Raw genomic sequence first — 12,178 nt, 5'->3', positions numbered from 1 at the left:
TCTTCAGATGCGCTTCGACAAGGCAATGGCGGTCCGGCAGCCCAAGCGGATAAGACCGGAAAGCAAGGGGTATGCCGGAGCATTTTCCGCGCCCGAGGCAAAGGCGATGTCCCGATGTTCGACTTCCTCCGCCTGGAACTCACGAACCGCTTCGGCAAGTTCTGGATCGCCATCGCCCAGTTCGCCGAGCTGCTCGTCATAATGATGATCGATTTCGGTTTCGACGGCGGCGGTGCAGGCCATGGCGGCTTCGGGTCCGATGGCGGCGGTGATGGCGCCCAGGGCAAAGCCTGCGCGATCCCATAAAGGCGCAAGCAGGGTCGGTCTTACGCCCCGGCGGTTCAGCATGGCGTCGAAATGGACGCGATGCCGTTCCTCCTGAGCCGCCATTCCGGCAATGGCCCGCGCCATGGGATGACGGTCGCCCAATACGGCAAGCTGTCCCGCATAGATGCGCGTCGCGCCGAATTCCCCCGCCTGATCGACACGCAGCATGGCGGCGCGATCAGCCTTTCTTTCTCCGGGGCGGCGCAATGTCATGCCTGTCTTCCTTTGCGGCCGGTGGTCAGGATCAAGATGGCGGCAGCGGCGCCAAGTGACAAGATGGCGTTAAAACCTGCGAGCGAAATACCAAGCAGCGTCCATTGCGGCACGTCGCAGCGGACGAGCGGCGTCGCCATGATATTGTCGAGCACGTCCTGCGTGCTGCCGGCCATGCCCGTGGTGGAGCAAGCGGTGAGGCCCTCCCACCAGCCATATTCTACACCGGCGTGGAAAATTCCAATCGCCCCGCTGGTGGCAATGGCCAGCGCGGCGAGAAGCAGAAAGAACCGGGCTCCTGTCCCGCGGAAGAGGATAGCAAACAGCGCAAAGCCGATGGCCACGGCATGGGGCCAGCGCTGCCAATAGCACATCTCGCAAGGCGCAAGGCCGCCCACATATTCGGAAAGCAGCGCACCCCCGAGCAGCGCCGCAGGGGCGATAAGCGCGATAAGCCGCGCCAGCGTCAAACCGCGCATGCCGCTGCTGCCCCTATTTCCGCTTCTTGTCGCTAGTGCGGCTAGCAGCCATGCGAACCGGCGATTTCGCGATGCGGCCAATCGTTTCCAGGGCATAGTGAAGCTGGAAGTCCTCGATTCCCTTCTTCTTCAACTCCTCGGCCGTCGCCTTGAAGCGCGGATCTTCCTTCGTATCGTCTTCAAGGATGCTGTTGTCGACCTTGGCCTCGTTGATCAGGTGGCGGCGCAGGTCCGACTCACGGAAGCGCGGACGGGTCTTGAAATCGGGATCGGATAGCTGCGGCACGCGAATGTCGGGATCGATGCCCCCTTCCTGTACCGACCGGCCCGAGGGCGTGTAGTAGCGCGCGGTGGTAAGGCGCAGGGCGGTCGTGTTGCTGAGCGGCAGGAGCGTCTGGACGCTGCCCTTGCCGAATGTGCGTTCGCCCATGACGAGGCCGCGGCGCTGGTCCTGAAGCGCCCCAGCCACAATTTCGGAGGCAGAGGCTGACCCGGAATCGACCAGCACGATCACCGGCAAGCCACCCGTATCGTCGCCCGCCTTTGCATAATAACGTTCGATATCGCTCTTCTTCCGCCCGCGCTGCGACACGATCTCACCGCGTTCAAGGAAGATGTCGGAAACATTCACCGCCTCGTCCAGCAGCCCGCCTGGGTTGGAACGCAGGTCGAGGATATAACCCGTCGGCTTATGGCCCAGCGACTTTTCAACGCCCCGGATCGCCGCACGCACATCGGCCCCGGTATTGGCGGAAAAGCTGATGATGTTGATGACGCCGATATTGTCCTTCACTTCCCATCGAACCGGCTTCAGTTCGATGATCTCACGGGTGACCGTGACGTCGAAAGGTTTGTCGCGCCCCGGACGGACGATGCTGAGCTTGATGCTCGTGCCCGGATCACCGCGCATCCGGTCAACCGCATCATCAAGCGTGCCGCCATAGATGAGTTCGCCGTCAAGATGAGTGATATAGTCGCCCGCTTTGATGCCCGCCCGGTCGGCCGGCGTGTCTTTGGTGGGAGCGATCACCTTGACCGCGCCATCCTCCATCGTGACCGAAAGGCCAAGACCGCCATAAGCGCCGTCGGTCTGGGTCCGCAGATTTTCAAAGTCGCGTGCATCAAGGAAGCTGGAATGAGGATCAAGGCTGGAGAGCATGCCGTCGATCGCGCCCTTGATCAGCTTTTCATCATCGACCCTGTCGACATAGTCGGCACGGACGCGTTGGAACACGTCCATGAACTCATCAAGCGTGCGGTAGCTGTTCCCTTCCGCTTCCGCGAGCGCCGCAGTAGTCATCGGCACAAGCGCCAGTGCGCCGGTCAGCAGTGCGGCTTTGATCAGGCTATTCTTCATCGAGTCCGGCGTCCTTGGCATATTTTCCGAAGATATAGGCGCTTTGGAGCGGCGTTGCAAAGCGAGAGCTGCACCGACGTTCAAGCGCTCACCGGGGCGCGTTCCGGCAGGCCCGGCCTTGGCGCCCTCTTTATACTTTAGTTATAACTTCCCTTACGGCTTTGGGTATAAACCCGCCCGTGGGCGGGCATTAACCTTTTTCATTAACGCGAAACTAGGAAAGGCTGTCCCATATTGGGCGCAGAGAGCACATACCTGTAGAGGTTGGGTCTGCGGTGGGCACCTTTCATAGATTATTCGCGGTTCTGCGGGACCGGAAGGGCAATGCGATGCTCATTGCCGCCTTTGCCATGCCTGTGCTGGTGGGCGCGAGCGGGCTCGCCACCGACACCATCCAATGGACGCTGTGGAAGCGGCAGCTCCAGCGCCAGGCCGACTCCGCCGCACTGGCGGGCGCCTATGCGCTGGCGCAAGGCGCCAACGTCAACAATAGCGCCACGGCCGAGATCAACCGCTACAATCTGGTCACATTGACGGGATCGCCAGTTATCCAGAACGCCCCCACCACCGGCGCCTTTGCGGGCGACACGTCAGCAGTGCGGGTGGTGCTGTCGACAAGCCAGACCCTGCCCTTCTCCAGCTTCTTCCTGAGCTCACCTCCGGTAATCACCGCTGAGGCGACAGCGAGGGTAGTGGCTGGGGGAGAATATTGCGTGGTTTCGCTGGAAACCACCGACGCTGTCGGCGTAGAAATCGATGGCAACGCTTCAGTCGATATGGGCTGCGGCATCATAACCAATTCCAAAGCCAGCAATGCGGTCAGCGCTGGCGGGAGCAGCCAGGTCAAGGCGACACCGGTTGCTGCAGTGGGCGGCCTACAATCCAGCAGCAATTATGTCTCCCCGACAACGTTGCTGCCCTATACGATCCCGCAAGCCGATCCGTTTGCCGATTTGCCCACGCCCGACGTTTCTACGCTCTGCAATAGCAGCAACAGCAATAACAAGCTCACCGTGGGGCCTAACATAACTTTTCCGGTGAGCATGCCTGCCGGAGGCGTGGCGTGCTATAAGGGTATGGATTTGAAGGGCACCGTCTCATTGGCGGCTGGCGTTTATGTTATTGACGGGGGCTCATTCAGCGTTGGGTCTCAAGCAACAGTCACCGGCACGAACGTCACGATCATCCTAACAAGCAAGACCGCCGCCAACAGCCCCAGCACCATAGCCAAGATCGACATAAACGGTGGAGCCAATATCCAGCTGACAGCCCCCAGCACCGGTACTTATGCTGGGGTGATCTTCTATCAGGACGAACGGGCCACATATTCCGGCAATTCCGACACCAACAAGATCAATGGCAATGCCAATTCCATATTAGAGGGCGCCATTTACGTGCCGAGCCAGGCCGTGGAATTTTCCGGCACCTCCGGCATGAACACCAAATGCCTGCAAATTGTCAGCCGAAAGGTAAAGTTCACGGGCAACAACAACATCACTAATCAATGCGATGAGGATTCCGGGGCGGATTCCTTCACTGGGACGCGCGTCCGGCTGGTAGGATAATATGAAACTGACCAACATCATCCGTGCCTTGCGCTGCTTACGGCGGGACAGCAAAGGCGCGAGCATCATGGAGACCGCGCTGGTCGTTCCGACGCTGGCCGTTTTCGTCGCCGGAGCGACGGACATGGCCATGGGCTATGCCCAGAAAATCAAGGTGCAGCAGGCGGCGACGCGGTCCATTGAAATGGTGACGACCGCTGGCCTCGGGAGCACCGCCTTCACTGCTTTGCAATCCGAGGCCGCCAGCGCCGCAGAGGTTTCGACGTCGAATGTCACGGTGGATAGCTGGCTCGAATGCGACACCGTGCGGCAAAGTTCGATCGGTGCTTCATGCAGCGCCGGCGCTCAGATCGCCCGCTTCGCATCGGTCAGCATCAATGGCAGCTATACGCCGATGTTCTCTTTCCTCATCCCCCGGTCCCGCCTGACAAACGGGGCGATCCCGCTCAGCGGCTATTCCTCGGTAAGGGTGCAGTGATGGCAAGATCGAGGGGGCTCCTGCAGAACGAAAAGGGCGCTTCCGCGGTCGAGTTCGTGCTCGCATTTCCGGTGCTGATGATCTTCATCATCGGCATATTGCAGCTCGGCGTCCTCTTCTCCGCCAATGCTGGTTTGCGGCAAGCGGTAGAGGAAGGCGCGCGCTACGCCACCATCTTTCCTAGCCCCACCGATACCCAGATCACCACCAGGGTATCCGACCGCCAATTCGGGCTGGTCGCCAGCCGCATCACCGGCCCGACGGTTGCTCATGGCACCAGTAACGGGGTGAACTTTGTCGATGTTTCGATGAGCTACTCGGTGCCGCTGGATTTCGTTCTGTTCACAACTGCCCCTGTGACCCTTTCCTATACCAGGCGGGCCTATCAGCCCTGACCGGGGCAGTCGCTTCGGGCTGAAGTGAGACTATATTCCGTCGTCCCTGCGCAGGCAGGGGCGACGGCTCGGTATTTCGTCAACGGCACAAAGATCCCACGCGATCCTCACCCCCACGCCCGCTCGCGATACCATTTAGTGATGATATATTTGGCGCCTTTCCGCACCTTCATGCCCTGATGCATGGTGGCGGGATTAGGTTTGCCCGCCTCGTCCATATTGTTCCAGCAGAGCAGCTTACCGCGTTCGGGCTGGATGATCTTGTTCACAGTCTTGAACCGCGTCGCGCCACCGGCTTCCGGTTCGTTCAGATAGATCATGAAGGTCCAGGTCCGCTGTCCTGCGACAGCGCAATATTTCATGAAATCAGCGCCACTGGGTTCGAAATAGTCCGTGTGCATCTTGAATTCCTGCCCGACATCGTAGCGCTGCCCCTGGATCGGCTCGCCATAGCGCGGATCAATTCCCGCAAAGGCGCTGATCTTGCTGTCGATTATCGCGACAAACGGGTCGGCAGGTTCAAGGTCGCAGGTTTCGCTGGTCCGGTAATAGGCGTCGCCATTGGCGTCCGCGATCGTCGACGGGCGGCGGCGAGCGTCAATACGCTCAATGATCTCGGCGCATTCGGCGGCATCAAGGAAGTCCCGCTTGATGAACAGGGTCAGGGCACGGCTCGGAAAGCGCTGTATGCCCGGACGGGTCATCAGCACGTCGGGGCAAGCATTGGCGGCATGACTCATGGCAAGTCTCTCGGAAGGAATCGGCGAGCCGCTAACCCTCTGAATGCGGTTTGCATAGTCCCTGCTTCAAAAAGGCGGTGTACTGTGCTCAAACATGCCGCGACTGCAATCAAACGGTCACAAAAAGGTCATGTAAGCGTAAATGAATCGCCCTAGCAGGCGGTCGCAAGATAAGGGGGCAATCACAAAAATGCGCTTGAGACTGGACCGGAAATGGATGTCGCGGTTGCCGCGGGGCGATCTGTTTACCTGGATCGAGCTTTTTCTGCTCGCGCTCATCGCTGTTCAGTTGGCGCGCCTGGTGTGGACGGTCATTACGCCTGTGGGACCGTTCGGCGATTGGCGGCCGCGTCAGGCCGCCATTCCTTCGGCCGAAGTGCGGCAGGCGCTCTTCTCATCCTTCGATCCCTTTTTCCGCACCACGGCAGGTGGCGGCCAGCAAGTCGTGACGTCGCTTGACCTGAAGCTGTTCGGCACGCGCATCAATGAAGGTTCCGGTAGCGGCTCGGCCATCATCGCGACGCCCGATCAGATGCAGGGCAGCTATGCGCCTGGCGACGAGATTTTGCCGGGCGTAACGCTCAAATCCGTGGCGTTCGACCATGTGGTGATCGACCGGGGCGGGCGCGAAGAGACCTTATTCCTGGATCAGTCCCAATTGGCTCCCGTCGCGCAGCCGGAGGGCTCATCAGAAACTGCTTCCCCCGCAAGCAGACCAGCTTCCGGCACGCTCGACGCGGAAAATGTGCGCAGTGACATCAGCTTTGCCCCGCGCTCAGAAGGAGGCCGGGTGACCGGCATCCTCGTCAGCCCCACTGGCCAGGAGGAAATTTTCCGCGCCGCCGGTTTCCAGCCGGGGGATGTCATCGTTCAGGTCAATGGACGCGGCATTGCTTCGGCCGGTGACATTCAGACGCTTTCCGGCCAGATGAAGCCCGGCGCCCGCCTTTCGCTTCAGGTTGAACGCGGCGCCAATATCGTACCCATCGCTTTAATTCTTTCGAGCCAATGACAAAAACATTCCTAAAAATCAGCGCCGCGGTCGCTCTTGTCCTTTCCAGCCCCGTGCAGGCGCAGCATACGCTGAATGTCCGCGACGCCGATATTCGCGCCTTCATCCAGGATGCGGCGCGCGTTACCGGGCGGACCTTCATCATCGACCAGCGGGTGCAGGGCAAGGTGTCGGTGGTCACCGACCGTCCGCTCAGCAAGTCGGAATATTTCGAGATTTTCCTCTCGACCCTGCGCGCCAATGGGCTCGTCGCCGTACCCGCGCCCGGCGGAGCGTACCGGATTCTGCCTGCTGACACGGCCGCTGCCCAGCCAAGCCGCGTGGGTGGCGCATCGGCGGCCCGAAACCAGTTCGTGACCGAGGTTTTCCGCTTGCGCTCCATCGATGCCGCGTCCGCACTGGAAACGCTAAGACCGCTGGTCAGCAAGGAAGGCTCGATCACCGCCAATCGCGCGGGCAACAGCATTGTCGTTGCCGATTTTGCGGATAATGTCGCTCGGATTCGTCAGCTCCTTGCCCAGATCGACCGGGATGGCGCCGCGACCCAGATCGTGAATCTCAAAAATGCAGGGGCGCGCGAGATCGCGGAGTCCCTTCAGACCCTGGTGGGCCAGGGCGCACAGGGCGGCATGGGCATAGCCGTGTCGGTCGTCCCTATCGACAGCAGCAACAGCATTGCGCTTCGTGGCGATCCAGCCACAGTCTCCCGCCTTGTCGCCATGGCTCGGGAGCTTGACCAGCGGGCAGCTTCCGGCACGGAAATCCGGGTGTACTGGCTTGAGCATGCAGACGCGGAAAAGCTCGTACCAGTGCTGCAGCAGATGCTGGGACAGCAGCCGACAGCGTCCGCTTCTTCCGCTTCCTCGGCCCCTGCCTTCATGAACTCCTCCTCGCGGGATAGCGGGAACGGGCCAGGCAATGGCGGCAGTGCCCCAGGTCCAGCGCCAGTCGCCACCGCGGCGCCTGCCGGATCGGCGATGGGCAACGGCATCGCATCGAGAGGCCCGGCGATCGTAACGCGCTACGAAGGCGCCAATGCTGTGATCATCGCCGCCAATAATGATGTGCAGCGAATGCTAGGCGAAGTGATCCGCCAAATAGACACCCGCCGCGAACAGGTTCTGATCGAAGCGATTATCGTCGAAATTTCAGACACAGTTGCCAAGAAGTTGGGCGTGCAGTGGTTGGTCGGCGGAAAGCAAGGCGGCTTCGTCACCAACTATTCCAATGCAGCGCCCAATATCATCACGGTCGGCGGCGCGCTGGTGGCGGACGAAATAGGATCCACAACGACGACAACCAGCGAAACCGGCACCACCACGACCACGACTTCCGGCAGCTCGTTGCAGGACGATCTCGTCAAGGGGGGCCTTGCGGCAGTGCAAGGAGCGCAGGGCGGCTTGTTCGGCATGGCGGCCGACCTTGGCAATGGCAATGTGCTTGGCGCGATCCTGAACGCGGTCAAGAGCGACACCAATTCCAACGTCCTTTCCACGCCCTGGATCTATACCCTCGACAATCAGGAAGCGAAGATCCTGGTGGGACAGGAAATCCCCGTCACCACCGGCGAAGCGCTCAGCGACAATTTCGACAATGCCTTTCGCACCGTTCAACGCGAAAATGTCGGCATTCAGCTAGAGGTGAAGCCACAGATCAACACGGGCGGCGCGATCAAGCTGTTCCTTCGGCAGGAGGTCAGTTCGATTTCAGGACCGGTGTCGGAAAAATCGAGCGATCTCATCCTCAACAAGCGCGAAATCAACACGACCATTACCGTGGATGATGGCGAAATCGTCGCATTGGGCGGTTTGCTGGACGACAATCAGCGCAAGACGATCGAGCAGGTGCCGCTGCTTTCTTCCATTCCTGGTCTTGGCGAATTGTTCAAGTCACGGTCGAAATCGCGGACCAAGACCAACCTCATGATCTTCATCCGACCCACCATCGTTCGCAGCAAGGAGGACAGCCAAAGGCTGGCAGCGCAGCGCTATGGCTATATCCGCGGGCAACAGCTCCTCAAGGATCCCAAGAGCGAGCCAAGCATCGACGAACTGGTGCGCGACTATATGGGCACTGTTCCACCGGCGGCCACCCAGCCCAAGCCCAGCGATCAGGTGATCCAGGGCGGCGTCATCATTCCGGAGGTCAGGGAATCGCAGGCGGTCGTGAAGCCGCACGCACTTCCCGCAAGCGAGGCACAGCAGCGATGACGGAAGAAACAGGCGAGGAAGACGCCCAATCCCTACCGCGCCTTATTGACATCCCCTATGGCTTTGCCCGCAAGTTCGGCGTCGTCCTGTTGAGCGGGACGGGCGAGCGGCTGGCGGTCGCCATGCGCGAAGGTGGTGACCCGCGAATATTGCTGGAGGTACGCCGCCATCTTGCACAGAGCTTTGAGGTCGAGTTCGCCGACTCCGCCACTTTCGACAAATATCTTTCCCAACATTATGCGATGGACGGCACCGCGGCCGCGGTCGCTGGCGCCATGGGCGTTCCGGCCGATGAGCTTGACCTGCTCGCCACCGACCTTCCTACGGCGGACGATCTGCTCGACAGCGCGGATGACGCGCCCGCCATACGCCTCATCAACGGCATCATCGCCGAAGCCGCGCGGCAGGGCGTGTCGGACATCCATATCGAGCCCTATGAAACGGGGCTTGTGGTCCGCATGCGCGTGGACGGCGTACTGCGGGAAACGCTGCGCATGCCGCCCCATGTCGCCCCCGTGGTGGTCAGCCGCATCAAGGTGATGGCGAGGCTCGACATTGCCGAACGGCGCGTGCCGCAAGACGGGCGTATCGGCCTGACGCTTGGCGGGAAGCTGTTGGACGTGCGTGTCTCGACCCTGCCCAGCCGCGCGGGCGAGCGAGTGGTTCTTCGTATCCTCGACAAGGATAATGCAGGGATCGCGCTGGATGTGCTCGGCATGACCGGCATTGCGGATCAGGTTTTCCGCGATGCCCTGGCCGAACCCAATGGCATCATCCTGGTGACCGGCCCCACCGGATCGGGCAAGACGACGACGCTTTATGCTGGCCTTCGGCAGCTCAACGACGGCACCCGCAATATCCTGACCGTCGAGGACCCGGTGGAATATGCGATCGAGGGGGTGGGTCAGACCCAGGTCAATGCAAAGGTCGGCCTGACCTTCGCCGCAGGGCTTCGCGCAATCCTGCGCCAGGACCCCGACGTCGTCATGGTCGGCGAAATTCGCGACCGGGAAACCGCCGAGATTGCGGTTCAGGCGTCGCTCACCGGGCATCTCGTGCTTTCGACCGTCCACACCAATGATGCCGTGGGCGCCATCACCCGCATGCGGGACATGAAAGTGGAACCCTTTCTGCTGGCGTCGACCTTGCGCGCGGTGATCGCCCAGCGCCTCGTGCGCCGCCTTTGCCCCACTTGCCGCGAGCCGGTGCAAGCGGAAAAGTCCGTCAGCGCCTTGCTGGGCTTTGATCCCGGCACAGTCGTGTGGCAGGCGCGCGGCTGCAGCGAATGCAATGGCACGGGTTATAAGGGCCGCATCGGCGTGTTCGAGGCTGTCCGCGTCGACGATACCATCCGGCGCCTGATCAATGATGGCGGCGATGAATCGATCATTGCCCGTCACGCCTTCATGTATGCGCCCAACCTGGGTTCTGCCGCCCGCGCGCTGGTGCGGGACGGCCAGACCACTGCGGAAGAAGCCATCCGCATTTCCCGCCGCGAAGCCTCCGAGGTTTTGGGCGATGCCTGAATTCGATTATCTTGCCATCGATCCAGCGGGCAAGGAGCGGCGCGGGTCAGTGAGTGCCGACAGCATGGATGATGCGCGGCTGCGGCTCGACCAGCGCAAGATGTTCGTGGTGAAGCTGGAGTCGGGCAAGCCCAAGGCGGAAAAAGGCCGGCCGCTGCTCTCCATGGGGCGCAGCCGTCTCAACGCCAAGCAATTGACACTTTTTACCCGGCAGCTTTCCACGCTGATCGAAGTCAGTCCGCTTGAGGAAGCGCTCCGCACGATCAGCCGGCAAAGCGAACAGGATCATGTCCGCGCCATCATCACGCGCGTCCATGGCGGGATCACGGAAGGGCGGCGGCTGGCGGACGCCATGGGGCTGGAAGCCAAAAGCTTTCCGCCGCTTTACCGCGCCATGGTGTCAGCGGGTGAAAGCTCGGGAAGCTTGCCGCTCATCATGGACCGGCTGGCCGAGTTGCTGGAACGGCAGGCGCAGGTCCGGGGCAAGGTGATCACCGCGCTCGCCTATCCGGTGGTCCTGGCGCTGGTCGCCATCGGCGTGGTCACTGCGCTCATGGTCTTCGTGGTTCCGAAGGTTGTCGAGCAATTCGATACGGTGGGACAGCAATTGCCGCTGCTGACCCGCATCGTCATGGGCATTTCAGGTTTGCTGGCAGGCTATTGGTGGGCGCTGCTGCTACTCCTGGCGCTTGCGGGCGTGATCGGCTGGCGTGCACTCAAGGAGGAGTCGATCCGCTACAGCGTCGACCGCTTCCTGCTTCGGCTGCCCCTGATCGGACGGCTGATTCGCGACCTGCACGCTGCGCGCATGGCCCGCACGCTTTCCACAATGGTTGCGAGCCGGTTGCCGCTGCTCGAGGGTCTCGCACTCACCGCCCAGACTGTACACAACCGCGTCCTCCGCCATGCGTCGGATGACATTGTGGAAGCGATCCGCGGAGGCGGCAGCCTGTCTGCGGCAATGCGCCGGGCCGGCGTTTTCCCGCCGTTGCTCGTCTATATGGCAGCGAGCGGGGAAGCCGCAGGACGGCTCGATACCATGCTGGAGCGCGCCGCCGATTATCTGGAGCGCGAATTCGACCGCTTCACGGCGACCGCCCTTTCGCTGCTGGAGCCTGCCATCATTGTCGTGATGGGCGGCATTGTGGCGCTGATCGTGCTATCGATCCTGCTGCCGATCCTGCAATTGCAAAGCCTTACAGGTGCTTGAGGAATTTATGAACCGTTCCAGATTTCCGCTCGGGCTGTTTTTGCCGAAGCCCTCCCATGCCTTTGAAGAACAGGAAAAGACTTCGGCAAGCTCCGCCCGGACGGCGAAGGACTTGCGGAAAAACGGCTTCACCCTGGTCGAGTTGATGGTGGTGATCGTCATCATCGGCCTTCTGGCGACTGTCGTCGTCATCAATGTGCTTCCGAGCCAGGACCGGGCCATGGTCGAAAAGGCAAAGGCTGACATTTCCACATTGAGCCAGGCACTCGAGATGTACCGCCTCGACAATCTTACCTATCCAAGCACCGCTGATGGTCTGCAGGCGCTGGTGGCGCCGCCCGCCGCATTGTCGCAACCTGCGCGTTACCGGAGCGGTGGCTATATCAAGAAGCTGCCAGCCGATCCCTGGGGCCGTGCCTATCAATATGCCAATCCGGGGCGGAAGGGCGCCTTCGACATCTATTCGCTGGGCGCCGACGGAGCACCGGGCGGCGAGAATGAGAATGCCGATATCTATTCCAGCGATATTTAAGGGAACCGCCTTTGCGAAAGCGGGCCCCTTGCATAACGAAGCTGTTTGCCATGAGCTTGTCCCTTTTTTCCTCGCAGATCGGAAAAGAAAAGGAGAAGGGCTTCGACAGGCTCAGCCCAAACGGACTAAGGTTT

The 12,178-nt window shown here is 61.0% G+C and carries 12 protein-coding genes; 8 read left to right on the top strand and 4 right to left on the bottom strand.

Annotation, left to right across the window (positions count from 1 at the left end):
• Positions 1–3 precede the first annotated feature (3 nt).
• The 3 genes from VJS46_RS14030 to VJS46_RS14020 are packed head-to-tail and all read right to left on the bottom strand — an operon-like array spanning position 4 to position 2,376.
• The gene (locus VJS46_RS14030; protein ID WP_324060688.1) at positions 4–540 is read right to left on the bottom strand and encodes a demethoxyubiquinone hydroxylase family protein; all 537 of its coding nucleotides are present in this window, start codon (positions 538–540) and stop codon (positions 4–6) included.
• A complete protein-coding gene (locus tag VJS46_RS14025; RefSeq protein WP_324060687.1) occupies positions 537–1,019 on the bottom strand; it encodes a disulfide bond formation protein B in 483 nt (160 codons plus the stop codon). Before VJS46_RS14025 ends, VJS46_RS14030 begins: the two co-directional genes overlap by 4 nt.
• Positions 1,020–1,032: 13 nt before the next feature.
• The gene (locus tag VJS46_RS14020) at positions 1,033–2,376 is read right to left on the bottom strand and encodes a S41 family peptidase (protein WP_324060686.1); all 1,344 of its coding nucleotides are present in this window, start codon (positions 2,374–2,376) and stop codon (positions 1,033–1,035) included.
• Between the two features lie 275 nt (positions 2,377–2,651).
• Here VJS46_RS14020 and VJS46_RS14015 point away from each other — a divergent pair, with 275 nt between their 5' ends.
• From VJS46_RS14015 to VJS46_RS14005, 3 genes are read left to right on the top strand one after another with little or no spacing between them, the layout of a single operon-like run.
• Entirely contained in the window at positions 2,652–3,941 is a 1,290-nt protein-coding gene (locus VJS46_RS14015) for a pilus assembly protein TadG-related protein (protein WP_324060685.1), read from the top strand.
• 1 nt (position 3,942) lies between these two features.
• A complete protein-coding gene (locus tag VJS46_RS14010) occupies positions 3,943–4,419 on the top strand; it encodes a TadE/TadG family type IV pilus assembly protein (protein ID WP_324060684.1) in 477 nt (158 codons plus the stop codon).
• Positions 4,419–4,814, top strand: a complete 396-nt coding sequence (locus VJS46_RS14005) for a TadE family protein (protein ID WP_324060683.1) — start codon at positions 4,419–4,421, stop codon at positions 4,812–4,814. Before VJS46_RS14010 ends, VJS46_RS14005 begins: the two co-directional genes overlap by 1 nt.
• Positions 4,815–4,921: 107 nt before the next feature.
• Here VJS46_RS14005 and VJS46_RS14000 read toward each other — a convergent pair whose 3' ends face one another.
• Positions 4,922–5,554 carry a 2OG-Fe(II) oxygenase gene (locus tag VJS46_RS14000; RefSeq protein ID WP_324060682.1) on the bottom strand — a complete coding sequence of 211 codons (633 nt, stop codon included), beginning with the start codon at positions 5,552–5,554 and terminating at the stop codon, positions 4,922–4,924.
• A 217-nt stretch (positions 5,555–5,771) separates the two neighbouring features.
• Between VJS46_RS14000 and VJS46_RS13995 the strand changes: the two genes are divergently transcribed.
• The 5 genes from VJS46_RS13995 to gspG are packed head-to-tail and all read left to right on the top strand — an operon-like array spanning position 5,772 to position 12,044.
• Positions 5,772–6,566 (top strand): type II secretion system protein N, encoded by a 795-nt coding sequence (locus VJS46_RS13995; RefSeq protein WP_324060681.1) that lies wholly within the window; start codon positions 5,772–5,774, stop codon positions 6,564–6,566.
• Positions 6,563–8,776, top strand: coding sequence for a type II secretion system secretin GspD (gene gspD, locus VJS46_RS13990; protein ID WP_324060680.1), 2,214 nt, complete (start codon positions 6,563–6,565; stop codon positions 8,774–8,776). Before VJS46_RS13995 ends, gspD begins: the two co-directional genes overlap by 4 nt.
• Entirely contained in the window at positions 8,773–10,302 is a 1,530-nt protein-coding gene (gspE, locus tag VJS46_RS13985; protein ID WP_324060679.1) for a type II secretion system ATPase GspE, read from the top strand. The genes gspD and gspE overlap by 4 nt, the downstream gene beginning before the upstream one ends.
• Positions 10,295–11,512, top strand: coding sequence for a type II secretion system inner membrane protein GspF (gspF, locus tag VJS46_RS13980; protein ID WP_324060678.1), 1,218 nt, complete (start codon positions 10,295–10,297; stop codon positions 11,510–11,512). Before gspE ends, gspF begins: the two co-directional genes overlap by 8 nt.
• 7 nt (positions 11,513–11,519) lie before the next feature.
• On the top strand, positions 11,520–12,044 hold the full coding sequence (gspG, locus tag VJS46_RS13975) for a type II secretion system major pseudopilin GspG (RefSeq protein ID WP_324060677.1): 525 nt from the start codon (positions 11,520–11,522) through the stop codon (positions 12,042–12,044).
• Positions 12,045–12,178: the final 134 nt, after the last annotated feature.

It is taken from the genome of Rhizorhapis sp., assembly GCF_035276005.1.
GTDB lineage: Bacteria > Pseudomonadota > Alphaproteobacteria > Sphingomonadales > Sphingomonadaceae > Rhizorhapis.
Note: the sequence above shows the minus strand (reverse complement) of the source record. Positions and strands in the feature narration are given on the sequence as shown.